Source organism: Rhodococcus sp. NPDC079359, assembly GCF_040702585.1.
Taxonomy (GTDB): domain Bacteria; phylum Actinomycetota; class Actinomycetes; order Mycobacteriales; family Mycobacteriaceae; genus Rhodococcoides.
Genome location: NZ_JBFBLH010000002.1, coordinates 707,396 through 732,076, shown reverse-complemented (window position 1 = coordinate 732,076; position 24,681 = coordinate 707,396). Strand labels below are relative to the sequence as shown.

Here is a 24,681-nt window from a genome sequence, read left to right as displayed (position 1 = left end):
ATTCCTCGAAGACCTCGAGCGGCAGGCCACCAAGTTCGAGGAGATGCGCGATCGCTCCCTCGCCCGCGAACGCGCGAAGGCCGAAGCACGCGCCTCCTAGTGCCTGGGCAGTGGCACGGTTAAGTGCCTTCGGCGGCACTTGACCGCACCACTGCGGCGAAGCCGCATACTGGGGTGTGAACGAATTCTGGGACCGCATTTCCGCGGTGAGTCCTGATCCGCCGGTGTGGATCGTCCAAGTTGCCGCGCTGGCCGCTCTTGTCATCGTGGTACTGCCGCAGACCTGGCGCATCGCCCGCAATGTCGTGACCATCGCGCACGAGGGTGCGCACCTGTTCGTTGCGCTGATCACCGGCCGACAGCTGATGGGCCTGCGACTGCACTCCGACACCTCGGGCGTCGCTATCTCGAAGGGCAAGCCCACCGGCCTCGGCGTGATCGCGATGACCTTCGCCGGCTACGTGGGGCCGTCGCTGCTCGGTCTCGGCGCCGCGTTCGTGCTCGGAACCCAGCATGCAGTCGCGGTGTTGTGGATCGGCGTCGTGTCGATTGCGTTGATGCTGTTGATGATTCGCAACATCTACGGGCTGCTCTCGCTCGTCGTCGTCGGAGCTGCCCTGTTCGTCGTGTCCTGGTGGGGCACCGGAGAGCAGCAGGTCGCTGCGGCGTACTTCATCACGTTCTTCCTGCTGATCGCCGGTCCGCGTCCCGTTCTCGAACTGCAGAAATCACGCAGCGCAGGACGGGCCAGGGACTCCGACGCCGATCAGCTGGCTCGGTTGACCTTCCTCCCCGGCATCGTCTGGGTCGGCCTGTTCCTGCTCGTCACCGTCGGCTCACTGGCGTTGGGGGCGTGGCGAATTCTGATGCCGGTGCAGTGACGGGAAGCCGGGTGGTCCTACCGGTCTACGAATTGTCGGTCAACATCCTCACCAGTCGGGCCACCCGATCTGCGCGGGTCTGCTCGCGCGCCGCGTTGTCGATCGGCATCAACAATTGGCGCCGTTCGCTGGCGCGCTTGCGCTCCCAGGCCGCTGTGCACTCTGCGTTCTCCATTGCCTGCTCGAGGTCTTTCGGAACCGGCACCAGATCGGGGTCGGCCGGCTCGAATTCGCACGACAACAGATCACCGATGTTGACGCCCAATCGGCGCTGAAGGCCCGCACCGACATAGACGAAGGACCCGGGCATCACATCTGCATCAGCCTTGTTCAGTCCCAAGTTGAGGCTGAGGCCGTCGATCGAACCGTCGATCCGGCGCGTCGGCCATCGCTTCGCGGCCTCGACCAATTCTGCCGGGACTCGGACGATGGCATACGTGTTCTTGCCCCACGTCAACGGTTCGAGCACTCCGTCGAATCGAATGCGATCACTCACGATTACCTCGCATCGTAGACACACCGCTGAGGGAAAATTCGCCCACGATCGCAGCATAAACGAACGATCTCTGCGGAATGGAGACTCGCATCGAACCCCCTTGCAGATCGAGAACCATTAGATTCGAGTCGTGAACCTCTCCGAGGTATGGACCGCATACATGGCGATGCTTCGTGAACGTGCGCCCGTCACCGCCGCCTCGATTCGGCCCCCACGGACATTGGATGAGCGAGAGGCCGCGGAACGTGAGACCACGCCGTGGACGTCGGAACTGCGAGAGTTCTACGGACTGCACGACGGGCAGCACGAAACCTACGGCGAGGACTACGTTCCGGTCGGCTCGGTGTTGCCGGACTTCACTCTCTGCTCGCTCGACCGAGCTGTCGATCGGCACCGGTTCAGTCTCGAAAATCTGCATCCGATCGACGATCTGGGTGAGGACTGGCCGGCCGAAGTGCTTGCTCAGGAGGCAGGTGAGACGGCCGAGATGTTCGTCCCGGCATATGTTCCCATCGCCGAAGACGGTTCAGGCAGCACACTTTACGTCGACACGCGCCCGGGTGCTCGGCAAGGCTGTATCCGCAGTTTCTCGTACGATTCCGCAGACCAAGGCGCGCCCTGGTTCAACTCGCTGACCGAGTACATCGCAGCGGTGCACCGCAGCGTCGAGACCGGATCGGCGATCTACGACGACGTGACGCCCACGTTCGTTGACGGCGTGCTCCATTGGCGTGACCCCGCGTTATCGGAGGGATCGATGGCATACGCGGCTACTCTGCCAGTCGTTCGAGTGCCATTCCCGCTTATCGATTTTCGACCATCGCAGCTCTCGGACGACGACGACCTGATCAGTCTCGACCATGTCCGTCGCACCGTCGTCGATACCGCTCGGAAGCTGCATCCGCATTCCGTTGTGGAGGACGCCAGAGCGGTATATCGGCAGGTGCCGCGCGTGCGCGGTGCCAACATGAACTGGTGGGTGTCGATGGATGGGTCGGAGGTGGTCTACACCGCGATCGTCACCGGAGAAGATCACGACGTCGTCGTCCTGGAGCTTCCATCCGGGGGATGCGTCTTCGAAGTGGACGAGTGAGACGGGCGCTGGACTGATCCCGACGAACGAAGGGATACGCATGGCCGTCATGGACGACGCACCGAGAGTGCATGCCGAGACACGTGCGCAGTGGCGGACGTGGTTGTCCGCCCATCACGGAACTGCGGAATCGGCGTGGCTGGTGTCGTGGAAGAAGGCCACTGGAAAACCGGCGATCAGCTACGACGACGCCGTCGCGGAAGCGCTCGCGGTGGGCTGGGTGGACAGTCGACCCCGCAAGCTGGACGACGAGCGAACCATGTTGTATTTCTCGCCCCGCAAACCCGCGAGCGCGTGGTCCCGTCCGAACAAGATCCGTATCGAGGCCCTTCGCGAAGCAGGCCTGATGCTTCCGGCGGGAGAGCGCGCCGTCCAGGCTGCCGTGGCCAACGGAGCATGGACCGTTCTCGACGAGGTCGAGGATCTGATTGTTCCCGAGGACCTGGCCGCCGCCTTCGCCGAACACGTTGATGCGGAAAGTAATTGGAACCAGTTTCCGCCGTCCGCGCGTCGCGGGATTCTGGAGTGGATCGTGACCGCCAAGCGGCCCGAGACCCGAGCCTCTCGAGTGCACGAGACTGCTCGGCTCGCTTCGATCGGCGAGCGCGCAGCTCGATGGCAACCCAAGCGGGACCGACAGCCGGGGTAGCCGACCGTCACACGCGAAGCGATCCTCGAAAGATGATGTTCAGCAATCGGCGTCGCGCCTCGGTAGGCGATAGCTGTTCCTCCAGCACGTGAGAGGTCATCGAGGTGATCCCCGCGATGACAAGCCCGGCCAGCATCTCGACGTCCACATCGGCCCGAAGACGTCCTTGCCTGCCCAGAACCGACAGCAGCCCGTGTACGTCTGCGCGGAACCGTTCGATGTGTCCGGTGACGGCCTGCGGCGGCGATCCCAGTGCGGCCGCCGTGAGCAGGGCCCTCGTCGGGGATTCGACGAAATAGTTCAACTGCAGGTCGATGTAGTCACCCAGCACCGTCATCGGATCCGACCCTGCGCCCCGGTCCAACACGTCCTGAAGCCGCGCCTCGACGCGCACCACTTCCTGCTCGACCCAGGCTTCCAGAATCCGAGGCACGTCCGGAAAGTAGCTGTACAGAGTAGGTCGGGACACCTTCGCACGCGCGGCTACTGCGGACATCGTCATGCGCCCGGTCCCCTGCTGGCCGGCCAATTCGATCGCGGCGAGCATGATCCGTTGGCGAGCGGACAGCTCTTCGTCCGTCTTCACAGCGTTCTCCCCACCACTCCTTGTCAGCAGCCTTACAACCTGTAAGGCTATCGGTCATGGCACGCACTCCGCACCCGGCCGTCGCGACCGAGCATCCTCTGTCTCCGGACAGGCTGAGGCGACTCCGCATCTGGAACCTCTCGCTGTCCGCGCTGCACGCTGTTCAGGCCATCGCGGTGCTCGTCATCGCATCCGACTTCGCCATCGATGTGACCACCGCCTACCCCGCGGGACCGCCGGGAACGGTGGTTCCGCAAGCGCAGGAAGCGTTCGCGGTTCCCATCGGTATCGCCGTCGCCGTCTTCCTCGCACTGGCGGCGGTGGATCACTTCGTCACCGGGGTTCCACTACGAAAGTCATACGAACGCAACCTCTCTCGCGGTATCAACCCGTTTCGATGGCTCGAGTACAGCGTCAGCGCCACGATCATGGTGGTCCTCATCGCCCTGTACGCCGGCATCACGCAGATCAGCGCGCTGATCGCGATCGTGGGTGCCAACGTCGCGATGATCCTGTTCGGTTGGCTCCAGGAGCGCTTCAACCCACCTGGACAGCGACCGGACCTCACCGCGTTCTGGTTCGGCTGTGTCGCCGGTGCCGCACCCTGGGTAGCGATCACCGTGAACCTCGTCGGTGCTTCGGAAGTTCCCGGGTTCGTCTACGGAATCTTCTTCTCGCTGTTCGTCTTCTTCATGAGCTTCGCGGCCAACCAATGGCTGCAGTACCGAAGGATCGGGCCGTGGCGGGACTACGCATTCGGCGAGTTCGTCTACCTCGTACTCAGCCTCGCCGCGAAATCTGCTCTGGCCTGGCAGATCGTTGCCGGGTCGCTCGCATGATCGGACGCGGAAGGTCACACCCGGGGTCCTTCGACGACGACGTGGTTCTCATCACCGGCGCGACATCGGGCATCGGTGCCGGACTCGCCACCCGGTTCCACGCTCGTGGGGCCCACGTCGTCGTCACCGGTCGCGACAGCGTGCGCCTGAGTGCGATGGCCGCGGAGCACCCCGGCATGACGCCGATCGTCATGGACGTCTGCGACCCGGAATCCGTGGGCCGCGCGATAGCGGAGATCGCCGCGTCGATTCCGCATCTGACGACTCTGATCAACAATGCCGGAGTCCAACGCCCACTAAACTTCTCGGCGCAGGAGCAGCCGGAGAGTGCCGACATCGCCGACGAGATCGCCACCAATTTCACCGGCCTCGTGAACGTCACCTCGGCAGCGCTGCCCCTCCTGCGCCGTGCTCCTCGCTCAAGGGTGGTGCACGTGGGCTCCGGCCTCGGCTTCGTTCCGCTCACCGGCGCTCCCGTGTACTCCGCGACCAAGGCAGCCGTGCATTCGTTCACCGTCAGTCTTCGGCATCAACTGCGCCGAACCACCGTTCAGGTCGTCGAACTCGTCCCGCCGATAGTCGACACACCGTTGCACCGCAGCATGGACAGCGCGCCGCCGATGGCGATGCCGTTGGAGAAGTTCCTCGACAAGACGATGGCCGGACTCGACAGAGGCCGCGACGAGATCGCCATCGGACTGGGCCGAGTGTCGATCATCGGGTCGAGGCTCGCCCCGTCGGTCTTGCTCGGACTCGTCAATCGAGGCAGTCCACCCCGCTAGAACACCACCCACAGCAGCGATGCCAGGGCGAAGATCGCCAGTCCCAGTGTCGTTTCCATGACGGTCCAGGTCTTGAGGGTCGTCTTCTCGTCCATGCCGAAGAAGCGGCTGACGAGCCAGAAGCCGGAGTCGTTGACGTGGGAGAGCACGGTGGCTCCAGCGGCCAGGGCGAACACCAACAGCGCGATCTTGAAGTTGCTCAGATCCAATTCGGCCACCTGCACCGAGATCAGTCCGGCGGTCGTGGTGAGAGCGACGGTGGCCGAACCCTGCGCGACGCGTAGCGCGGTGGCGATCAGGAAGGCCTGCAGCAGGATCGGCAGTCCGAGGCCGGACAGCGAGGAGGTGAGCGACTGCCCGATGCCACTGGCCCGGAGCACGCCACCGAACATGCCGCCGGCACCGGTGATCAGGATGATCGAGCAGATGGGCCCGAGCGCCTGATCCATGTACTTGGCACCGTCGGCCACCGGGAAGCGTCCCGGCGCGAGGATGAACAGAGCCAGCAGCAGCGTGATGAGCAGCGCGATCGGTGTCTGACCGATGAGCGTCAGCGCTGCGGCCCAGGTCTCGTCTCCGGTCAGCACACCCGACGTGGTCAGTGTGTTGACGACGGTGTTGAGAGAGATCAACACCAGAGGCGTCAGCAGAATGAACAGCACCGCACCGAACTTCGGAGCCGGATCGCGCAGCGCGGCCATTTCCTTGTCGTGCTCGTCGGAGTTGGCAGCGCCGTCGGAGAAGAGATCTGCAGGCAAGGTGTGGAACCGCTTGCCGAGCTGGGTACCGACGAGGTACGAGCCGACGAACCAGGAGACGACGGCAACGGGAACGCCGACGAGCAGTACCGAACCGATGTCGCCGCCGAGGAGTTCGGTGGCAGCGACCGGACCGGGGTGCGGGGGAACGATGGCGTGCATCGCGGCAAATGCGCCTGCGGTCGGGAGGGCATACAGCAGCACCGATCCGCCGAAACGTTTGGCGACGGTGAAGATGATCGGCAGGAAGACGACGAGGCCCGCGTCGAAGAAGATGGGGAAGCCGAAGATGAGTGCGGCGACACCGAGCGCCAGAGGTGCGCGTTTGGCCCCGAATCGGTTGATCAGGGTATCGGCCAATACCTGTGCACCACCGGTGATTTCGAGCAGTCTGCCGACCATCACGCCGAGCGCGACGAGCAGCGCCACCGAGCCGAGCGTGGAACTGAAGCCCGAGAGCAGGGCCGACGGCACGTCCGCCAGCGGGATTCCGGCCGCGACGGCGGTGACCGCGCTGACCAGGACCAGGGAGACGAAGGCGTGCAGTTTCACCTTCATGATGAGGAAAAGCAGGATTGCAACGGCTGCGGCGGCGATCAGCAGCAGAGCTGTCGTTCCGTATGCCGGTTCGATCGGATCCATCGGTATACCTCGTTCGCTCGGCTCGAATTCTGACCATAACGGACACTCGGGACGTCGCGCGGGGTTACGAGCGCTGGTTGTGAGTCGGCTTCGGACGGGTGGAGTACGGTGCGGGTATGAGTGATGGGGATCACGTACTGGGTGGGGACGGCTCCGAAGAACCGACGAAGGAGCAGCTGCGCGAGCAAGCGCAGCGGTACGCCGCGGCGGCGCGTCTGAAGATGAAAGAGCGTCGGGAGAAGTCGTCCGGGGGCCTCGGAGCGGTGGTTGCCGAACGCGCAGGCGGCTGGGACCTCGACGATCAGAACACCGTGGCGATGGACCGGCAGCAGCGACTCTGGAACGGGGTGATGGACCGCTACTTCCGGATGGAGATCGACGGTTGGGAGACCATTCCGGAGTCGCCGGTGCTCGTCGTCGGCGTGCATTCGGGTGCGCCGTTCGTCTGGGACGCGTGGACCGTCGGCGCTCAGTGGTGGCGGCACTTCGGTGAAGGACGCATTCTGCACGGAACCGCGCACGATGCCTTGATGGCGTTCCCCTTGATCGGAAAGGTCTTTCGATCCATGGGGGTGCTTCCCGCGGCACCGGACTCGATGTCGACGGCACTGGCCGAGGGCCGAGACGTCATCGTGTGGCCGGGCGGCGAGGTCGATTCGCTGCGGCCCTGGAGCAAACGGGACGAGGCGACCCTCGGTGGTCGAACCGGCTTCATCAAGCTCGCCATCCGGATGGGTGTTCCCATCGTGCCGGTGGCAACGGTGGGTGGGGCAGACGCGATGCCGGTGCTCATTCGCGGCGACAAGCTGTCGAAAGCGTTGAAGCTGGACAAGATTGCGCGGTTGAAGGTCTTTCCGATCGCGATCTCGCTGCCGTGGATCATTGCGCCCGCGGCGCTACCGCAGATTCCGTTGCCCGCGAAGATTCGCACTCGTTTCATGCCGCCGGTCGAACTGGACCACGATCCGGCGCGGTGCGAGGACGAGGCGTACGTCGACGCCAAGTACGACGAGGTGCGCGCGAGCATTCAGTCCGGGATGGACGCCCTGGCCCGTAAACGAAAGTTCCCCGTCTTCGGTTGATCGACCGCCGCGTGGCATCGCGGACGGAAGCTGACCGCGATCGTTTTTAACGTCTCCGTCGTAGGGATTCACCGCTACGACGAGGGGCGTCACAGATGATCGAAACTTCGGGATTGACCAAGACTTTTCAGCAAGGCAAGAAGACCGTCGAGGCGGTGCGCGGCATCGATCTGACGATCGGTGAGGGAGAGTTGGTGGCTCTGCTCGGCCCCAACGGGGCCGGCAAGTCGACCACTCTGCGGATGCTGACCACGTTGCTGGCACCGACGTCGGGATCGGCCCGCATCGCCGGATTCGACGTGGGCAAAGACCGGGATCGAGTCCGCCGCAGCCTGGGCTACGTGGGGCAGGGCAACGGTGCGGGCCACAATCAGCGCGACCGCGACGAGCTGGTGGTGCAAGGGCAGTGCTACGGCATGACGCGTCGCCGATCAGGCAGTCGCGCAGACGAATTGATCGAGGCACTCGAACTCGGCGAGCTCGCGACTCGTACCGTGTCGACGCTGTCCGGCGGGCAGCGTCGACGACTCGACATCGCACTGGGTCTGGTGCATCGGCCGCCGTTGCTGTTTCTCGACGAACCGACCACCGGCATGGACCCGCAGAGCCGGGCGAATCTGTGGGACCACATTCTGCGGCTGAGGCGAGAGATGGGCACCACCATCGTGCTCACCACGCACTATCTCGACGAGGCCGATTCGATGGCCGAGCGGGTGATCGTCGTCGATCGCGGCACCGTCATCGCCGACGACACCGCCGCCGCACTGAAATCGGAACTGGCAGGTGATCTGATCGTCCTCACCGTGTCCGACGCGTCGGCGCTGGCTGCGCTTCTCGACGGTGTAGCCGGTGTCAGAGACGTGACGGTGGCGGGTTCGCGTCTGAACATCCGGGTCGAGCGGGCCGAGGTGGTTCTTCCGGATCTCCTGCGGCTGAGCGAGTCTCATGGCATCAGGGTGCTGACGGCGGATACGACGCGACCGACCCTCGACGACGTGTTCCTCGGCCTCACCGGGCGCAGTCTTCGTGAGAGCACCGCGACGGATTCCGCATCTCTCGAAACCGCAGGCACGGCAGGAGAACTCCGATGAACGTTCTGTCGGGAAGCACATTGGTGATGGGCCGCGAACTGCGGCCGATGGTCCGCGATCCGTTCACGGTGATCTTCAGTCTCATCCAACCGTTGATCCTGCTCGCACTGTTCGGCCCACTGCTCACCGAGGTGCCCGGCCTCGGGGACGGAAGCGTCTGGGACTGGTTCGTTCCGGGGGTCCTCGCGATGATCACCATTTTCGGAACCTCCATGACGGGCTCGAATTTGTTGGCGGAGCTGCAGCAGGTGTCTCACGAACGGATGTTGGTGACCCCCTTGCCGCGATCGGCGCTGCTCGTCGGGCGCGCGTTCAAGGAAATGGTCCCGCTGGCTGCGCAGGCCGTCTTGATCATCCTGGTCGCCTTACCGCTCGGCCTGTCCGTGAATCCGGTCGGTGCCGCCGTGGGCATCGTGTTGCTCGGCGTGTTCGGTGTCGGTCTGGGCGCGTTGTCCTACACGCTGGCTTTGGCTGTGCGCGGCCAGGATTGGGTGTTCTGGTCGATACAGCAGACTCTGATGTTCCCGCTGCTCATCCTGTCGGGCACGATGCTGCCGCTGACGGCCGCACCGGGGTGGATGCAGTTCCTGGTGAACATCAACCCGCTCGGGTACCTGGTCGATGCCGAACGTGCACTGTTCGCGGGCGACTTCACAAGTTCGACGGTGACGGCCGGTGTCTTCGCGGCCGTGGCTACCGCTGCGGTCGGACTTACCGTCGGGATCCGGGCTATGGGTTCCTCGCGGGTGTGAGGCTAAGCTCGGCTCATGGATCGGCCTGCGGTAATTCTCGAAAACGATGTGACCGTGTACGACTTCTATCTGCGTCATCAGCAGAATCGTCAGGTCGCGAGGTTGGCTTATGCCACCCTGGCCAGGCGATTCCGCCCGAGGGTGTCGTATCCCGACGGTGCCCGTGAGGAGTTGCGTCGTCTCGTCTACGACAACACGCGTCTGCTCATCGCGGTCAATCATCTGACCGAGAACGATCCGTACACCCTCGCAGCGGCGGCATGGGCGTCGCCGCTGCGTCCGGTCATCGGTCGCACCCGGGTGCTGGCCAAGGACGAGCTGTTCCAGGAACCCAAGCAGCGCAAGCGAATCGACATGATGGGCGGTATCCCCGTCTTCCGCGGCAAGAATCACGGCATGCGGGCCGTCAGCGCCGCGGGCAACCGCATGATGGACGTCAGTGCCGAGCGAATGAAGCGAGGCGACGATCTTGCGGTGTTCCCCGAGGGGACCTGCAATCTCGAGGATCCGACGACGGTGCAGCACGTCGGCAGCGGTATCGGCCACATCGCGATGCGGGCGCGCAAGCTCGGGGTCGAGCCGGTGCTGATCTGTATCGGTCTGAGCTACGGTCCCGGTGCGCCGAAGGTGAAGCAGGCCAGCGTCTACATCGACACGCCCATCACCGATTTACCCGAGAAGCCGATCGACTTCACCCGGGTGGTGGCAGAGGGAATGCAGAAGGCACTCGACGGAGCGGTGGCTGCGTACTGATCGCATTGTCGGTGTTGATAGAAACAGAGGACAGTTATCGGGTTCGGCGTCGTAAGGGAGATATTCGTGAGTGATCAGATCAAGACGGCCATTGTCACCGGTAGTGCACGGGGAATCGGTGCTGCGGTAGCCAAGCGGCTGGCCAAGGACGGTTTCGGAGTTGCCGTGGTCGACCTCGACGAGGCCGCGTGCAGCGACACCGTCGGTGCCATTCAGTCCGCAGGCGGGCAGGCAGTGGCCATCGGTGCCAACGTTGCCGACGAGGAATCGGTGCAGACCGCCGTCGATCGCATTGCCAGCGAATTCGGTGCGCCGACCGTACTGATCAACAACGCGGGCATCACTCGCGACAATCTTCTGTTCAAGATGACGGTGCAGGACTGGGATTCCGTGCTCGGCGTACACCTGCGCGGATCGTTCCTGATGACCCGCGCGGTCCAGAAGCACATGATCGACGCCAAGTGGGGCCGCATCGTCAACCTGTCGAGTACGTCTGCTCTCGGCAATCGCGGACAGGCCAACTACTCCGCAGCCAAGGCCGGCATGCAGGGCTTCACCAAGACCCTCGCCATCGAGCTCGGCAAGTTCGGCGTCACCGCCAACGCCATCGCCCCGGGATTCATCGAGACCGAGATGACGGCAGCCACCGCAGAACGCGTCGGCATGCCGTTCGAGGACTTCAAAGCTGCTGCTGCGTCGCAGATTCCGGTCAATCGCGTCGGACATCCCGATGACATCGCGCACCTGGCGTCGTTCTTCGTCAGCGAGGGTGCCGGCTTCATCTCGGGTCAGGTCGTCTACGCCGCCGGTGGGCCCAAGGACTGACCTCTCCTGAACGCGTGAATGGACCATTCACGAGCCCAGACGGGTGTGAACGGTCCATTCACGCCGAACGGACATCGACCTACGGCGTCGGCATGCCGCCGTTGACGTTCAGTGTGTCGCCGGTGACGTAGCCCGATTCGGCCGACGACAGATAGACGTACGCACCGGCGATCTCGGCGGGCTGCCCTGCGCGTCCGAGCGGTGTTTCCTTGCCGAATTCCGGCAGTGCCGAGGTCGGCTGGCCGCCGGCTGCCTGCAGCGGTGTCCAGAACGGTCCCGGCGCAACGACATTGACGCGGATTCCCTTCGGTGCCAACTGCTGTGCGAGGGCCTTGCTGATGGTGTTGATGGCCATCTTCGTGGTCGCGTAGTCCACCAGGCCGGGTGACGGTGTGTATGCCTGGATCGAGCTGGTGTTGACGATGGTGGAGCCGGCGGGCATGTGCGGCACCGCTTCCTGGATGATCCAGAACAGTGCGTAGACGTTGGTTTTGAACGTCTGATCGAATTGTTCGGACGTCAGGTCGGCCAGATCTTCGACGAACTGCTGCTTACCTGCGACGTTGATCAGCAGGTCGAGGCCACCGAGTTCGTCGACGGCAGTGCGCACGATGCCGCGCGCGGCCTGCTCGTCGGTGAGATCTGCCGGTGCCAGGATTGCGGTGCGGCCGGCGTCGCGGATCAACTGCGCAACCTCCTGCGCGTCCTTCTCTTCTGCCGGTAGGTAATTGAGAACCACGTCGGCGCCCTCGCGTGCGATGGCAATGGCTGCTGCTCGTCCGATTCCGGAATCAGCCCCGGTGATCAAGGCCTTGCGGCCGGTGAGGCGTCCGGATCCGCGGTATGTCTGCTCACCGTGGTCGGCGAGGGGCTGAAGATCTGCGGCCAGGCCGGGCGGATCCTGGTGCTGCTCCGGGAAGCCGTCCTGGCGGTACTGCGTGACGGGGTTGGTGAAGGTGTACTGATCGCTCACTGTGGAATCGTCTCCGAATACGGTGAAATGCGTGAAGAACCTCTGCTTGATTCCGTGTATCTCACGCATGCCCCGAAGCGGTCGGCCACAAACTGTGACCGACCGGACCGCCCTGCGAAAAACTCAGGGCAGTATCGAATCGACGTAGCCGCCGTCGACGCGTAGAGCGCCACCGGTGGTCGCAGAGGCCTGCTCGGAGCTCAAGTAGACGATCATGTTGCCGATCTCGCTCGGCTCGATCAGGCGTCCGATGAGCGATTGTGGCCTGTGCTCCTTCATGAACTGCGCCTGCGCCTCGTCCCAGGGGAGGTCGTCGCCGACGAGCTCGCCGACGAACTTCTCGACGCCCTCGGTGTGGGTGGGGCCCACGATCACGGAATTGACCGTAACTCCGCTTCCTGCAGCAGCTTTCGCAAATCCGCGGGTCACTGCGAGCAGTGCGGTCTTCGTCATTCCGTAGTGGATCATCTCCTCGGGAATCACGACCGCGGAATCGCTGCAGATATTCTGGATTCGGCCCCAGCCCGCCTCGGTCATCGCCGGCAGATACGTGCGGATCAGCCGGATTGCCGAGAGCACGTTCACCTCGAAATAGCGTCGCCATTCGTCGTCGTCGATGTCGAGAGCGGGTTTGGCTCCGAAAATACCGAGGTTGTTCACCAGAATGTCGACCACCGGCACCTTCGCGAGCAACGTCTCGACTCCGTCGGCCGTCGCGAGATCGGCAGCGACGACGATCACCCGCGCACCGGGCACTGCCGTCAGCAACTGTTCCTCGGCCGAATCCAGCGCCGACTCGCTGCGGCCGTTGAGGACCACGCGCGCACCGGCGCGGGCCAATTCGGTGGCAATCGCCAATCCGATGCCCTGACTGGAGCCGGAAATCAAAGCGGTGCGGCCGTCGAGATCGATGTTCATGAAGCCTCCCAGAGTTGTGGAACGACTCCAGTGTGCGCCTTTCGAAGACGTGAATGGTCCATTCACCGGCCCTGACGGGGGTGAATGGACCATTCACGCAGAAGGGGGCGGGGGACTACTACGAATACGAGTAGAAACCCTTACCGGTTTTGCGACCCAGCATTCCGGCGTCCACCATGCGCTGCAGGAGCGGCGGCGGCGCGTAGTGCGGTTCGCGGAACTCCGCGTACAGCGACTCTGCGACCGCGAGGGTGACGTCGAGGCCGACGGTGTCGGTCAGACGCAACGGTCCCATGGGGTGTGCGCAACCGTTGACCATGCCCTCGTCGATGTCCTCGGCGCTGGCGAAGCCGGACTCGAGCATGCGGATGGCCGAGACCATGTACGGGATGAGCAGTGCGTTGACGATGAATCCGGCTCGATCACCGGCGCGAATCGTCTTCTTGCCCAGCGTGTTTCCGGCGTAGTCCGTCACCGCTGCGACGGTTTCCTCGCTGGTCAGCAGGCTGACGACGATTTCCACCAACGGCAGTACCGGCACCGGGTTGAAGAAGTGCACGCCGACGACCTTGTCGGGACGCTTCGTCGCGTTGGCCATCTTGATGACCGGGATCGACGAGGTGTTCGTGGCCAGGATTCCCTCGGGCTTGACGATGGAATCGAGCTTGCCGAACAGGTCCAGCTTGAGCGACTCGATCTCCGGTGCTGCCTCGACCACGAGATCGCGGTCCGCGAAATCGCCGATCTCGAGTGTCAACGTGATTGCAGCGCGGGCCTTCTCGGCTGCGTCGGCTTCGATGCGACCGGATTTGACGGCGCGAGCGAAGGACTTGTCGAGGCGAGCTTCTGCGGCGTCGGCCGTCGCCTGGCTCGTCTCCAGGATCAGTACGGAACTGCCGGAGCGAGCACACATTTCGGCGATGCCGGCACCCATGGTGCCGCCGCCGATGACGCCGACGAGGTTGATGTCGCTCATTTGAGCAGCGCCCGCGACATGACGACACGCTGAATCTGGTTGGTGCCCTCGTAGATCTGGGTGATCTTCGCGTCACGCATCATGCGCTCGACCGGGAAGTCGGTGGTGTAGCCGGCACCGCCGAAGAGCTGCACGGCGTCGGTGGTGACCTCCATGGCCACGTCCGAGGCGAAGCACTTGGCAGCCGCGGAGATGAACCCGAGGTTCTTCTCGCCGCGCTCGGCGCGGGCTGCGGAGCTGTAGACCATCAGGCGGGCGGCTTCGACCTTCATCGCCATGTCGGCGAGCATGAACTGCACTGCCTGGAAGCTCGAGATCGAGGTGCCGAACTGCTTGCGGTCCTTGGTGTATGCGATGGCCGCGTCGAGGGCACCCTGTGCCAGGCCGACGGCCTGTGCGCCGATGGTGGGGCGCGTGTGGTCGAGTGTTTCCAGCGCGGTCTTGAAGCCGGTACCGGGCTCGCCGATGATGCGATCGCCGGGAATCTTGCAGTTCTCGAAGTACAGCTCGGCGGTGGGCGAACCCTTGATGCCGAGCTTCTTCTCCTTTGGGCCGACGACGAATCCCTCGTCGTCCTTGTGCACGATGAACGAGGAAATGCCGTTGGCACCCTTGTCGGGATCGGTCACGGCCATGACGGTGTACCAATCGGACTTGCCGCCGTTGGTGATCCAACACTTGGAGCCGTTGAGGATCCAGTCGTCACCATCGGCCTTGGCGCGGGTGCGCATGCTCGCCGCGTCGGATCCCGCTTCGCGCTCGGACAGGGCGTACGACGCCATCGCGCCACCGGCGAGGGACGGCAGGACCTGCTTCTTGAGTTCCTCGGAGCCCTTGAGGATCAGGCCCATCGTGCCGAGCTTGTTGACCGCAGGGATCAGCGAGGACGAGCCGCAGACGCGTGCGACCTCTTCGATGACGATGCAGGCTGCGACGGAGTCGGCACCCTGGCCGTCGTATTCCTCGGGAACGTGGATGGCGTTGAAGCCGGAAGCGTTGAGTGCTTTGAGTGCTTCCTCGGGGAAGCGGGAGTCCTCGTCGACCTCTTTGGCGTACGGCGCGATCTCCTTCTCCGAGAGCGCCCGAATGGCTGCGCGCAGTTCGTTGTGCTCGTCGGGCGATTGGTACAGATCGAAGTCGGGATTTCCGGCCATGTCGGCCACGCTCCTCGGTGTGTCGGGGGTGGCACTGCCCACGGAGGGCACTCAGTGCCAAGGATTGCCCCAGTGTACGTCCGAAACCGGACCTGTTCAAGACCGGGTCTCCGGCATCCGGCACTCAGTGCCATCGCGTCGGGTACGTCAGGTGCTTGTGTGATCGGCCAAGGCGTCGACGACTTTGCTGACGGACGTGCCCCGGGGGAACGACGCGACGACGATCTCACCGAAGAACTGCGCGCGCACTTGCGCGAGTGCCGAACGCAGATCCTCCACGGACGTCGGGAGGCCGTCGCGGATCATCCGACGAAGGATGTAGTTGTGCGTCGCGGTCACCGTGGCCGAGAACTGCAGGATCTCGAGGTGAGGGTGATCGGGCAGAACACGCTGCAGATAGTCGACGAAGAGTCTGTCGTAGCGAAACACGGTGACGATTTCTCGATCGCGCAGTGCGGGGATCTTGTGCACCACCTGGTAGCGCAGGCGCGACATGTCCTGCCAGTCGGAAAACCGTTCGTAGACCAGCTGCGCGGCATCGCACACGGCCCGCCAGGGATCGCCCTCGTTCGCTTCCAGGAACGCGCCGGCCTGCTCGAGCAGTATTTCGTGATCGGCGAAGACGACGTCTTCCTTGGCGCGGAACTGACGAAAGAATGTCCGACGCGAGATGCCGGCGGCACCGGCGATGTCGTCCACCGTCGTCGACTCGTAGCCCTTGACGGAGAACAGGTCGAGGGCCGCCGTGGCCACGGTGAGCCTGAAGTCGGTGGATTCTTCGGGGTCTCCGCGCATGGGAGTGAAGGTAGCCGAGTTTCGGGACGGGCAGGGAGGTCGTCCACTTCGGTCTGTTGATTGCTAGTGTTCGCAAGTAGCCCGCTGCGCGGTGGCGGGTGCCACGGGAGGACTTCATGGCCACGGATTCGAGCCGGCCGCTCTACAGAATGAAAGCCGATTTCTTCAAGACGTTGGCGCATCCCGCGCGTATTCGCGTGCTGGAGTTGTTGAGCGAGCGTGAGCACGCCGTGTCCGAGATGCTGCCGGAAATCGGCATCGAGCCGGCCAATCTGTCTCAGCAGTTGTCCATCCTGCGGCGCGCCGGTCTCATCGAAGGCACTCGGGAAGGCCTGTCGGTGTCCTACACATTGACGTCGCCGAAGGTGGCCGACCTGTTGGTCGTCGCGCGGGAAATACTCACGGGAGTGGTGGCCAACCAGGCCGAGCTGCTGGACGGCGAGTCCGGAGCACGTACCTGACTCGACGGCCCGGGATGGTCTGGCTCACGTCCCTGTTCACCTGATTCATTACTTGCTAAACTTAGCAAGTAGATCGATCAGGATCGATGAGTTCTCAGAAAGCGTCACATGTCCGAACCGACGAAACCTTCCCGCACGACCGACGCCGTCAGGGCTGTGACCGCGCTGCTGCCCAGGTGGAGCGAGTGGAAACCGGCCTTCCGCGCACCCGGCGCGGATCTGCTGGCCGGCCTGATCGTGGCACTGGTGGCGTTGCCTCTGGCACTCGGCTTCGGCGTCAGCACCGGGCTGGGTGCGGCGGCGGGTCTGACCACGGCGATCATCGCGGGAGTCGTCGCCGCGGTGTTCGGCGGATCGAGATTTCAGGTGTCCGGGCCGACCGGTGCCATGACGGTGGTGCTCGTGCCGATCGTCGCCGAGTACGGGCCGACCGGAGTGCTCGCCGTCGGGCTGATGGCCGGAATCATTCTGCTGGCGCTCGCCGGTGCAGGCGTCGGACGAGCCGTCCGGTACATGCCGGCACCCGTCATCGAGGGGTTCACCGCAGGCATCGCCGTCGTCATTGCGCTGCAACAGGTTCCGTCGGCCCTGGGTATCACCGATGCCGAGGGCGAGAAGGTATGGCAGTCCGCGTTCGACGCGGTGCGCTCGTTCGTCTCGAATGCGAGCGTTCTGACGCCCGCCGTGGCCGTCACGGTCGCGATCGTCATGCTGGTCGGCGGCCGCTTGGCTCCGAAAATCCCGTTCTCCCTTGTTGCGGTCGCCGGAGCAACGGTGGTCACTCAGTTGTTCGACCTCGATATCGCCCGCATCGGCACCATTCCGTCGTCGTTGTCCGCCCCGAGCCTGAGCTTCTTCCACCTCGGTGACGTGACGGCGTTGTTGGCACCGGCGTTCGCCGTCGCTGCGCTGGCTGCACTGGAATCGCTGCTGTCCGCGACCGCGGCGGACTCGATGGGCGTCGGCCCGCGGCACAATCCCGACCGTGAACTGTTCGGGCAGGGACTGGCCAACATCGCCGCGCCGTTGTTCGGCGGTATTCCCGCCACCGGTGCCATCGCCCGTACTGCCGTCAACGTTCGGTCCGGAGCGCGCACCAGGCTCGCCGCGCTCACCCATGCGGTGATCCTCGCCGCCATCATGTATTCCGCCGCGGGCTTGGTGGCCGACATTCCCCTCGCGGCTCTGGCCGGGGTGCTCCTGGCGACGACCGTGCGCATGGTCGAAACAGCCTCCATCCGAGCAATTTCCCGCGCCGGTCGCGGCGACACCGTGGTGATGGCGTCGACCTTTCTCGTCACGGTTCTCTTCGACCTGGTGACGGCTGTGGCGGTCGGCGTCGGTTTCGCTGCGGTGCTGGCACTGCGCGCCGTCGCGCGTTCGGCCACGGTCGAGCAGGTACCGCTCGATGCACTCGACGCGGTCTCGAAGGAAGAAGAAGGTCTGCTGCGTGAGCACATCGTCGCCTACCGGATCGACGGTGCACTGTTCTTCGGAGCTGCGCACAGCTTTCTGCTCGAGCTCGCTGACGTGTCGGACGTGAAAGTGGTGATCCTGCGCATGTCGCGAGTGACCACCATCGATGCCACCGGAGCTCTGGTCCTCAAGGACACGATCACCGAACTCGAACATCGCCGCATCACCGTCCTCATCTCCGCAGCCAAACCCGAACACCTGCGTCCGCTGACGGCGCTGGGCGTGTTCACCACCAAGGACGACGAAGCGCGCCGTGTTTTCGAGACCACGCCGCAGGCCATCGCCTACGCGCGCACGTTGGTGACCGAGGCGACCGCGCCTCGCGGGTAGGGTCGTAGATCACACTTGCGTAGGAAAGGACCCGCTCACCGTGGCTCTCGTTGCCGGAATCGACTCCTCCACCCAATCGTGCAAAGTCTTCGTTCGTGACGCCGAGTCGGGGGAGTTGGTCCGCCAGGGGCGAGCCGCCCATCCCGACGGTACCGAGATCGACCCGCAGCGATGGAAGGATGCGCTCGACGAGGCGATCGCTGCCGCAGGCGGACTCGACGACGTGGACGCGGTGTCGGTGGGCGCGCAGCAGCACGGCATGGTCTGTCTCGACGACAACGGATCCGTGGTCCGTAAAGCCCTGCTGTGGAACGACACTCGATCGGCGCAGGCCGCGACGGACTTGGTGTCCGAGTTGGGCGAAAAAGAAGGCACCGACGGCGGGCAGGCCTGGGCCGACGCCGTCGGAGTGGTCCCCTTGGCTTCGATCACCGTCGCCAAGCTGCGATGGCTCGCCGACCACGAGCCCGAGAACGCCGATCGCACTGCGGCGGTGTGCCTTCCGCACGATTGGCTGAGCTGGCAGCTCGGCGGGGCATCGGGGCTCGACGCTCTGGCCACCGATCGAGGCGACGCCAGCGGCACCGGATACTTCTCCGCGGCCACTGACGAATATCGAACGGATTTGCTGCAGTTCGGTTTTCGGGGTCGTAACCCACTGCTGCCTCGAGTGGCCGCACCCAGCGAGGCCATCGGCCGCACTCGCAGCGGGGCACTGATCGGGCCGGGTACCGGCGACAACGCCGCGGCAGCCCTCGCCCTCGACGCTCAGCCCGGCGATGTGGTGGTCTCGATCGGCACGTCGGGTGTCGTATCTGCCGTGACCTCGGTTGCGGCCGCAGACGGTTCGGGTCTGGTCGCGGGATTCGCCGACGCCACCGGCCGGCAGTTGCCGTTGGTGTGCACCCTCAACGCGGCCCGGGTGCTCGATGCGACAGCGCGGATGCTGGGCGTCGATCACGACGAGTTGTCGCGGTTGGCGCTGTCGACGACGAGCGACGGTGTGGTGATGGTGCCGTACTTCGAGGGCGAGCGCACCCCCAATCGTCCCGATGCATCCGGTGCAATTCACGGTCTGCGACTGAACAATTCGACGCCGGGCCACCTCGCGCGAGCGGCCGTCGAGGGACTGCTGTGCGGTTTGGCCGACGGTATCGACCATCTGCGTTCGCAGGGGGTCGAGACGAAGCGGGTGCTGCTCATCGGCGGCGGTGCGAAGTCTGCGGCATTGCGCGAGTTGGCCCCGGCCATTCTCGGCGTTCCGGTGATCGTGCCCGAGCCGGGTGAATACGTCGCCGACGGTGCCGCGCGCCAGGCGGCGTGGACACTGGCCGGGACCAGCGAGCCGCCGACCTGGGCGCAGGCAAAGTCGAAGACATACGAGGCCGACCCGACCCCGGCGGTACGGGAGCGCTACGCGCAGTATGCGGCTGCGCCGCAGTGGCGTGGTTGAGTGCCGCAGAGGGCACTTAACCGCACCACTGCCGCAGGCACTCAGGGAATCAGGCGCGCATCTCGGTAGCGCTGGATCACCGAGGCAATGGCGTCCGGGGTCGATCGAAAGCCCAGGAACCCGGCCTTCTTCGACTTGTTCATGTCGGTCAGGCATTCCATGTCGCGGCCGAGGTCGCCGTCGGTGTGCCACCACGACGCGAGGCGTGAGACATCGCTTTCGACCAGATCGTGCTTCTCGGCGATGCGCTTCCACGTTGCGGCCGCGTCGGACATGCGGGATTCGAGTGGACGCGGCTCGCTGTCGTAGCCCTCGGGCTCGACGCCGAAGTGCGCGGCGAACTGCGGCCACAGCCAGCGCCAGCGGAAGACGTCACCGTTGGCGATGTTGAACGCCTCGTTGTGTGCGTTGTCGTCGGTTGCGGCCCACACCATCTGCTCGGCGAGCAGGTCCGCGTCGGTGAGGTCGGTGAGGCCGTTCCACTGCGTCTCGGAACCGGGGAAGACGAACTTCTCGCCGAGCTCCTTGCAGATCGCTGCGTACACGGACAGCGTCAACATCATGTTCATCGCGTTGCCGACCGCGAATCCGGAGATGGTGTGGGCGCGGTGCACGCTCCAGCCGAATCCGAACTTCTCGGCCCCGGCGAACAGTTCGTCTTCCTGGGCGTAGTAGAAGTTCGGGGTGTCGAGGCGGTCCTCGGTCTCGTGGAACGGCGTCTCGGCCATCACTGCCTCACCGTAGGCATCGAACGGCCCGAGGTAGTGCTTGAGTCCGGTCATCAGCGCGACGTGCTTCACCGAGTCGAGGGGGCCGAGCACGTTCAGCACGTTGCGTAGCGTCGCCGAGTTGACCTCGATGTTCTCCTGCTCGGAGTCCTTCTTCATCCATGCGGTGAAGAACACGACCTCGGGGCGCAGGTCCGTCAGCGCCTGGGTAAGCGAGTCGATGTCCAGCAGGTCGGCGGCGACGGGCACGACCCCGTCGACCGGAGTGCTGCCACTACGGCTGAGTCCGTACGTGTCCCAGCCTGCGTCGAGAGCGACGCGGCACAGAGCTTGTCCGGAGATGCCGGTGGCACCGACGATCAATGCGCGGGTGTTGTTCGTAGTCATCGACACCGACTACCCGATCGACGCGTTCCGACACGAGATGGCGATTCAACTCACTATTTCGTGAGTTAGGCGAAGGCCGACACCTGCTGGACAACGAGCACGAGCGCGCCGACGGCGGAGACGGTGATCGCGGCGATGCGCAGCCGTCGACGATCGAGGACCTTGTTGACCACCCGGGAGAGCAGGAAACCGAGAATCGTCGCCGGGGCCAGGAACACGAACAGCGTTGCCGTATGGGCATCCACCGCGCCGGCGACCGCGAGTACCGCCAGCGAAATGATCGAGCCGACGAGAAAGAAGCAACTCATGGTGCTGCGCAGCTCGGCCCCGGTGTTGCGTTGCCACACCAGGGCCATCGGGGGTCCGCCGATCGAGGTGGCCGTTCCCAGAATTCCCGACGCGGCCCCGGCTACCACCAGATTTCGTCTGTGCGGCAACGGGACCCAACCGAACGACGTCAGTGCGACGCCGCAGAGCACCACCAGCGCGAGCAGGATGGCCAGTCCGCGCTCGGGTAGCAGCACGAGCAGTAGTGCGCCCACCACCGAACCGGGTAGCCGACCGGCCAGCGCCCACCCTGCACCCGAGAGGTCGAGGGCAGTGCGATCACGAATCAGAACGAGCACACTGACCACGACGGCCAGCATGATGAGCGTCGCCGGGATCAGGCCGGGGTCGACGATCGCCACGATGGGCGCGGCGAGCATACCCATGCCGAATCCGATGGACGCCTGCATCGCCGATGCGAAGAAGATGGCCAGGGCGACGACGACGAATCCGGTGACGCTCAGGTGTGTCGCCATCACGTCCCGGCGGCGACGAGGCCGAGATTGCCTGCGACGAGGGGATAGTGGCATTCGGCGATGTGATCGGCCTCGTCCGCGTCGAGCGCCACCGGGGGTGCCTCACTGGCACACAGGTCGGTTGCCTTCCAGCAGCGCGTGCGGAAACGGCATCCCGACGGCGGATTCAGCGGCGACGGTACCTCGCCCTTCAGCAGAATCTTCGTCCCGCGGTTCGACGCGTCAAGAGTGGGTGCGGCCGACATCAACGCCGCGGTGTACGGGTGGGCGGGCCGATCGAATACTGCCTCGGTGGCTCCGGATTCGACGATGCGCCCCAGGTACATCACCGCGACTCGGTCGGCGACGTGTCGCACGACCGACAGATCGTGCGAGATGAACACGTAGGAGATGCCGAGTTGCTTCTGCAGATCGTTGAGCAGGTTGAGCACCTGCGCCTGCACCGAGAGATCGAGTGCAGAGACCGGCTCGTCGCAGATGATCACGTCGGGGTTCAGCGCGAGCGCCCGCGCGATGCCGAGGCGTTGGCGCTGACCACCGGAGAACTCCTGCGGGAAGCGGTTCTCGTCGCTCGGGCGCAGGCCCACCAGGTGCAGCAGTTCGCGGACCCGTGCGGATCGATCGCGGCGAGTCTTGTACAGGCCCTTGTGGGTTCGCCACGGCTCGCCGATGATGTCGCCTGCCGTCATGCGTGAGTTCAGGGAACCGTACGGGTCCTGGAACACCATCTGCACACGTCGACGCCACGCGAGGAGTTCCTTGCCGCGCAGCGCGAACGGATCGATGCCGTCGAAGGCGACCGTGCCCGAGTCGGGTCGTTCGAGCATCATCAGGGTGCGTGCGAGAGTGGATTTTCCGCAACCGGATTCGCCCACCAGCCCCAGGGTCTCACCGCGTCGCAGATCCAGGTCGATGGCGTCGAGGGCACGGAGCTTGCCGCGGCCGACGTCGAAGGTCTTGTTCAGGCTGCGCACGGTCAACAGTTGCTCAGGCATGGCTGGTTACCTCGTTCGGGAAGTGGCAGGCCGACATTCGACCGGTACCGACGGATTCGAGCGGCGGGCGAGCACTGATGCAGATGTCGCGGGCGAGGGGGCAGCGGGCCTGGTACACACACCCGTCGGGAATGGAATGCAGGTCCGGTGGCGTGCCGCCGATGGACTTCAGATCCTCACCGCGGACGGCGTGGACCGGCACCGAGTCGAGCAGTCCCTTCGTGTACGGGTGGCGTGGTTCACCGAACACCTCGGACACCGGTCCGGTCTCGACCACGTTGCCCGCATACATGATGGCGACCCGATCGGCTTCCTCGGCGACCAGCGCGAGGTCGTGGGTGATCAGCACGACGGCCATGTCGTGTTCGGTACGTAATTCCTTGAGCAGAGCCATGATCTGGGCCTGGACCGTCACGTCGAGCGCGGTGGTGGGTTCGTCGGCCAGCAGTACCGACGGACTCAGTGCCACGGCCATGGCGATCAGCAGACGTTGGCGCATACCGCCGGAGAACTGGTGTGGGTACGAGTCGGCGCGTGATTCGGGCTCGGGAATTCCCACTCGGGTCATCAGCGCGATGGCTTCCGCGCGTGCTTGCTTAGCGGACATACCCCGGTGAATCCGAAATGGTTCGGCCAGTTGGGTTCCGACGGTGTAGACGGGATTGAGGGCCGTCAGTGCGTCCTGGAAGACGATGGCCAGTTCGGTGGCGGCGATGGTGCGCCGCACTTTGGTCTTGGCGGTGACCAGGTCCACCTCACCCATCTCCACCGAGCCGCCGGTGATGTCGGCGATCGGCTCGAGCAATCCGACGATGGCCTGTGCCGTCATGGACTTACCGCAGCCCGATTCACCGAGCAGAGCGAGGGTTTCACCGCGTCGGGCGGTGAAGGTGACGTTATCGACGGCGCGAATGACGCCCGACGGAGTCCGCAGATCGACGGTCAGTCCGCGAACGTCGAGGGCGACGCTGCCGGTGTCGGGTCGCTGGGGTGCGGTTGCCGGTGCGCTCATGAGACGACCTTTCGTGCGGGGATCAGGCGAGACCGCTTGGAGCGGGGAACGTTGAGCCGCCACCGCTGCGCCGGATCGGTGGCGATGCGGGCCCAGGCAGCGAGCACGGTGGCCGAGACGGTCGTCAGCACGATGGCCAGACCGGGGAAGAACGAGAGCCACCAGGCGGTCTGCAGGTAGGTGCGGCCCTGCGAGACCATCAGTCCCCACGAGACGTCCGGTGGCTGAATGCCGATGCCCAGGAAGCTCAACGACGATTCGGCGAGAATGACGAAGCAGAAGTCCAGGGTCGCGACGGTGAGCAAGGTCGGCAGCAGGATCGGGGCCACATGTCGGCGGATCACCGATCCGCTCTTCGCACCGAAGGTGCGGGCGGCGTCGACGAACAACCGACTCTGCAGTTCGGCGGACTCGGCGCGGGCGGTACGTAGGTAGATCGGAATGCGCGTGACAGTGAGGACCAGAACGATGTTCGCGGCACTGGGCGAGAAGACGTAGAGCACCACGACGGCCATCAGCAGCGACGGGAAGCTGAGAATCACGTCGGCGACGCGCATGGCCGCGGTCTCACGCCAACCGCGATGGAAGCCGGCCCACATGCCGATGAACGAGCCGATGATCGCCGAGAGGATCACGGCCGGAATGGCCACCGAGAGTGTGGTTCTGCTGGCCACGATCAGCCGGGCCAGCATGCTGCGTCCGAGCGGATCCGTGCCGAGGATGTTCATCCACCCGGTGTCGAGGGTGAACGGCGGCAGGTTCGAGCGGTCCAGATCCTGATCGGTGGCAGCGTCGCCGACGAGCATCGGGCCGAAGATCGCGGTGAGGAAGACCAGTACCAAGATCGCGGCCGCGACGGTGGCGACCCTGTCGCGCAGCAGCAGCTTCCACAGCGGAGCCGACGCCTTGCGGGCTTCCACCGGAACCGACGGTGGAACATCCTCGGGCTCGGATGTTTTCGGTGCTTCGAAGTCGAGTGACATGTTCTTAC

26 protein-coding genes and 1 pseudogene are annotated in these 24,681 nt (G+C 64.7%); 14 read left to right on the top strand and 13 right to left on the bottom strand.

Annotation, left to right across the window (positions count from 1 at the left end):
- Positions 1-100 (top strand): annotated as a pseudogene (locus AB0362_RS08095) (acyl-ACP desaturase); the annotation flags it as partial.
- Positions 101-176: 76 nt separating this feature from the next.
- Positions 177-881, top strand: coding sequence for a M50 family metallopeptidase (locus tag AB0362_RS08090; protein ID WP_094640494.1), 705 nt, complete (start codon positions 177-179; stop codon positions 879-881).
- 25 nt (positions 882-906) lie between these two features.
- Here AB0362_RS08090 and AB0362_RS08085 read toward each other — a convergent pair whose 3' ends face one another.
- The gene (locus AB0362_RS08085) at positions 907-1,377 is read right to left on the bottom strand and encodes a YdeI/OmpD-associated family protein (RefSeq protein WP_188078737.1); all 471 of its coding nucleotides are present in this window, start codon (positions 1,375-1,377) and stop codon (positions 907-909) included.
- A 130-nt stretch (positions 1,378-1,507) separates the two neighbouring features.
- Here AB0362_RS08085 and AB0362_RS08080 point away from each other — a divergent pair, with 130 nt between their 5' ends.
- Both AB0362_RS08080 and AB0362_RS08075 read left to right on the top strand, forming a co-directional pair.
- Positions 1,508-2,470 carry an SMI1/KNR4 family protein gene (locus tag AB0362_RS08080; protein ID WP_149406907.1) on the top strand — a complete coding sequence of 321 codons (963 nt, stop codon included), beginning with the start codon at positions 1,508-1,510 and terminating at the stop codon, positions 2,468-2,470.
- Positions 2,471-2,510: 40 nt separating this feature from the next.
- Entirely contained in the window at positions 2,511-3,119 is a 609-nt protein-coding gene (locus AB0362_RS08075; protein WP_366235418.1) for a YdeI/OmpD-associated family protein, read from the top strand.
- Positions 3,120-3,126: 7 nt separating this feature from the next.
- Here the strand turns inward: AB0362_RS08075 and AB0362_RS08070 are convergent, their stop codons facing one another.
- Positions 3,127-3,705 (bottom strand): TetR/AcrR family transcriptional regulator, encoded by a 579-nt coding sequence (locus AB0362_RS08070; protein WP_366235417.1) that lies wholly within the window; start codon positions 3,703-3,705, stop codon positions 3,127-3,129.
- A gap of 56 nt (positions 3,706-3,761) precedes the next feature.
- Between AB0362_RS08070 and heR the strand changes: the two genes are divergently transcribed.
- Together heR and AB0362_RS08060 are read left to right on the top strand one after the other, a co-directional pair.
- A complete protein-coding gene (heR, locus tag AB0362_RS08065) occupies positions 3,762-4,544 on the top strand; it encodes a heliorhodopsin HeR (RefSeq protein WP_149406910.1) in 783 nt (260 codons plus the stop codon).
- Positions 4,541-5,326, top strand: coding sequence for an SDR family NAD(P)-dependent oxidoreductase (locus tag AB0362_RS08060; RefSeq protein WP_366235416.1), 786 nt, complete (start codon positions 4,541-4,543; stop codon positions 5,324-5,326). The genes heR and AB0362_RS08060 overlap by 4 nt, the downstream gene beginning before the upstream one ends.
- Here the strand turns inward: AB0362_RS08060 and AB0362_RS08055 are convergent.
- The gene (locus AB0362_RS08055) at positions 5,323-6,726 is read right to left on the bottom strand and encodes a GntP family permease (protein ID WP_366235415.1); all 1,404 of its coding nucleotides are present in this window, start codon (positions 6,724-6,726) and stop codon (positions 5,323-5,325) included. The genes AB0362_RS08060 and AB0362_RS08055 overlap by 4 nt on opposite strands.
- A 116-nt stretch (positions 6,727-6,842) precedes the next feature.
- Between AB0362_RS08055 and AB0362_RS08050 the strand changes: the two genes are divergently transcribed.
- The 5 genes from AB0362_RS08050 to fabG all read left to right on the top strand — a co-directional run bounded on the left by AB0362_RS08050 (position 6,843) and on the right by fabG (position 11,229).
- Positions 6,843-7,808, top strand: coding sequence for a lysophospholipid acyltransferase family protein (locus AB0362_RS08050; RefSeq protein ID WP_366235414.1), 966 nt, complete (start codon positions 6,843-6,845; stop codon positions 7,806-7,808).
- 95 nt (positions 7,809-7,903) lie between these two features.
- Positions 7,904-8,899 carry an ATP-binding cassette domain-containing protein gene (locus AB0362_RS08045; RefSeq protein WP_366235413.1) on the top strand — a complete coding sequence of 332 codons (996 nt, stop codon included), beginning with the start codon at positions 7,904-7,906 and terminating at the stop codon, positions 8,897-8,899.
- Positions 8,896-9,651, top strand: coding sequence for an ABC transporter permease (locus tag AB0362_RS08040; RefSeq protein ID WP_366235412.1), 756 nt, complete (start codon positions 8,896-8,898; stop codon positions 9,649-9,651). Before AB0362_RS08045 ends, AB0362_RS08040 begins: the two co-directional genes overlap by 4 nt.
- 15 nt (positions 9,652-9,666) lie before the next feature.
- Entirely contained in the window at positions 9,667-10,404 is a 738-nt protein-coding gene (locus AB0362_RS08035) for a 1-acyl-sn-glycerol-3-phosphate acyltransferase (protein ID WP_149406915.1), read from the top strand.
- Positions 10,405-10,470: 66 nt separating this feature from the next.
- A complete protein-coding gene (gene fabG / locus AB0362_RS08030) occupies positions 10,471-11,229 on the top strand; it encodes a 3-oxoacyl-ACP reductase FabG (RefSeq protein ID WP_068048880.1) in 759 nt (252 codons plus the stop codon).
- Positions 11,230-11,308: 79 nt separating this feature from the next.
- Here the strand turns inward: fabG and AB0362_RS08025 are convergent, their stop codons facing one another.
- From AB0362_RS08025 to AB0362_RS08005, 5 genes are all read right to left on the bottom strand, one after another.
- Positions 11,309-12,202: a glucose 1-dehydrogenase gene (locus AB0362_RS08025; RefSeq protein ID WP_366235411.1), complete on the bottom strand. Its 894-nt coding sequence runs from the start codon at positions 12,200-12,202 to the stop codon at positions 11,309-11,311.
- 123 nt (positions 12,203-12,325) lie between these two features.
- A complete protein-coding gene (locus AB0362_RS08020) occupies positions 12,326-13,120 on the bottom strand; it encodes an SDR family oxidoreductase (protein ID WP_366235410.1) in 795 nt (264 codons plus the stop codon).
- Between the two features lie 118 nt (positions 13,121-13,238).
- Complete coding sequence (locus AB0362_RS08015; protein WP_317533528.1) at positions 13,239-14,087, bottom strand: 3-hydroxybutyryl-CoA dehydrogenase; 849 nt, start codon at positions 14,085-14,087, stop codon at positions 13,239-13,241.
- A gap of 5 nt (positions 14,088-14,092) precedes the next feature.
- On the bottom strand, positions 14,093-15,250 hold the full coding sequence (locus AB0362_RS08010; protein WP_068048956.1) for an acyl-CoA dehydrogenase: 1,158 nt from the start codon (positions 15,248-15,250) through the stop codon (positions 14,093-14,095).
- Positions 15,251-15,397: 147 nt separating this feature from the next.
- On the bottom strand, positions 15,398-16,045 hold the full coding sequence (locus tag AB0362_RS08005) for a TetR family transcriptional regulator (RefSeq protein ID WP_094640460.1): 648 nt from the start codon (positions 16,043-16,045) through the stop codon (positions 15,398-15,400).
- A gap of 116 nt (positions 16,046-16,161) precedes the next feature.
- Here AB0362_RS08005 and AB0362_RS08000 point away from each other — a divergent pair, with 116 nt between their 5' ends.
- The 3 genes from AB0362_RS08000 to xylB all read left to right on the top strand — a co-directional run bounded on the left by AB0362_RS08000 (position 16,162) and on the right by xylB (position 19,765).
- Complete coding sequence (locus AB0362_RS08000) at positions 16,162-16,506, top strand: metalloregulator ArsR/SmtB family transcription factor (RefSeq protein ID WP_149406920.1); 345 nt, start codon at positions 16,162-16,164, stop codon at positions 16,504-16,506.
- 108 nt (positions 16,507-16,614) lie between these two features.
- Complete coding sequence (locus AB0362_RS07995; RefSeq protein WP_149406921.1) at positions 16,615-18,312, top strand: SulP family inorganic anion transporter; 1,698 nt, start codon at positions 16,615-16,617, stop codon at positions 18,310-18,312.
- Between the two features lie 40 nt (positions 18,313-18,352).
- On the top strand, positions 18,353-19,765 hold the full coding sequence (xylB, locus tag AB0362_RS07990; RefSeq protein ID WP_366235409.1) for a xylulokinase: 1,413 nt from the start codon (positions 18,353-18,355) through the stop codon (positions 19,763-19,765).
- Positions 19,766-19,806: 41 nt separating this feature from the next.
- On the opposite strand, the gene AB0362_RS07985 is transcribed toward xylB, so the two are convergent.
- The 5 genes from AB0362_RS07985 to AB0362_RS07965 all read right to left on the bottom strand — a co-directional run bounded on the left by AB0362_RS07985 (position 19,807) and on the right by AB0362_RS07965 (position 24,673).
- A complete protein-coding gene (locus AB0362_RS07985) occupies positions 19,807-20,880 on the bottom strand; it encodes an SDR family oxidoreductase (protein ID WP_366235408.1) in 1,074 nt (357 codons plus the stop codon).
- A gap of 65 nt (positions 20,881-20,945) precedes the next feature.
- The gene (locus AB0362_RS07980) at positions 20,946-21,671 is read right to left on the bottom strand and encodes a sulfite exporter TauE/SafE family protein (RefSeq protein ID WP_366235446.1); all 726 of its coding nucleotides are present in this window, start codon (positions 21,669-21,671) and stop codon (positions 20,946-20,948) included.
- Between the two features lie 11 nt (positions 21,672-21,682).
- The gene (locus AB0362_RS07975) at positions 21,683-22,678 is read right to left on the bottom strand and encodes an oligopeptide/dipeptide ABC transporter ATP-binding protein (protein WP_366235407.1); all 996 of its coding nucleotides are present in this window, start codon (positions 22,676-22,678) and stop codon (positions 21,683-21,685) included.
- Positions 22,671-23,690: an ABC transporter ATP-binding protein gene (locus tag AB0362_RS07970; protein ID WP_366235406.1), complete on the bottom strand. Its 1,020-nt coding sequence runs from the start codon at positions 23,688-23,690 to the stop codon at positions 22,671-22,673. The genes AB0362_RS07975 and AB0362_RS07970 overlap by 8 nt, the downstream gene beginning before the upstream one ends.
- Complete coding sequence (locus AB0362_RS07965; RefSeq protein ID WP_269595176.1) at positions 23,687-24,673, bottom strand: ABC transporter permease; 987 nt, start codon at positions 24,671-24,673, stop codon at positions 23,687-23,689. Before AB0362_RS07965 ends, AB0362_RS07970 begins: the two co-directional genes overlap by 4 nt.
- Between the last annotated feature and the right edge of the window lie 8 nt (positions 24,674-24,681).

Bases quoted from the DNA above. Each gene is read 5' to 3' on its own strand.
- AB0362_RS08060 (WP_366235416.1), top strand. From the start codon at position 4,541: ATGATCGGACGCGGAAGGTCACACCCGGGGTCCTTCGACGACGACGTG.
- AB0362_RS07995 (WP_149406921.1), top strand. From the start codon at position 16,615: ATGTCCGAACCGACGAAACCTTCCCGCACGACCGACGCCGTCAGGGCT.
- AB0362_RS08020 (WP_366235410.1), bottom strand. From the start codon at position 13,120: ATGAACATCGATCTCGACGGCCGCACCGCTTTGATTTCCGGCTCCAGT.
- AB0362_RS08045 (WP_366235413.1), top strand. From the start codon at position 7,904: ATGATCGAAACTTCGGGATTGACCAAGACTTTTCAGCAAGGCAAGAAG.
- AB0362_RS08005 (WP_094640460.1), bottom strand. From the start codon at position 16,045: ATGCGCGGAGACCCCGAAGAATCCACCGACTTCAGGCTCACCGTGGCC.
- AB0362_RS08035 (WP_149406915.1), top strand. From the start codon at position 9,667: ATGGATCGGCCTGCGGTAATTCTCGAAAACGATGTGACCGTGTACGAC.
- AB0362_RS07965 (WP_269595176.1), bottom strand. From the start codon at position 24,673: ATGTCACTCGACTTCGAAGCACCGAAAACATCCGAGCCCGAGGATGTT.
- AB0362_RS08055 (WP_366235415.1), bottom strand. From the start codon at position 6,726: ATGGATCCGATCGAACCGGCATACGGAACGACAGCTCTGCTGCTGATC.
- heR (WP_149406910.1), top strand. From the start codon at position 3,762: ATGGCACGCACTCCGCACCCGGCCGTCGCGACCGAGCATCCTCTGTCT.
- AB0362_RS07975 (WP_366235407.1), bottom strand. From the start codon at position 22,678: ATGCCTGAGCAACTGTTGACCGTGCGCAGCCTGAACAAGACCTTCGAC.
- AB0362_RS08010 (WP_068048956.1), bottom strand. From the start codon at position 15,250: ATGGCCGGAAATCCCGACTTCGATCTGTACCAATCGCCCGACGAGCAC.
- AB0362_RS07985 (WP_366235408.1), bottom strand. From the start codon at position 20,880: ATGACTACGAACAACACCCGCGCATTGATCGTCGGTGCCACCGGCATC.
- AB0362_RS08040 (WP_366235412.1), top strand. From the start codon at position 8,896: ATGAACGTTCTGTCGGGAAGCACATTGGTGATGGGCCGCGAACTGCGG.
- AB0362_RS08075 (WP_366235418.1), top strand. From the start codon at position 2,511: ATGGCCGTCATGGACGACGCACCGAGAGTGCATGCCGAGACACGTGCG.
- AB0362_RS07970 (WP_366235406.1), bottom strand. From the start codon at position 23,690: ATGAGCGCACCGGCAACCGCACCCCAGCGACCCGACACCGGCAGCGTC.
- AB0362_RS08050 (WP_366235414.1), top strand. From the start codon at position 6,843: ATGAGTGATGGGGATCACGTACTGGGTGGGGACGGCTCCGAAGAACCG.
- AB0362_RS08000 (WP_149406920.1), top strand. From the start codon at position 16,162: ATGGCCACGGATTCGAGCCGGCCGCTCTACAGAATGAAAGCCGATTTC.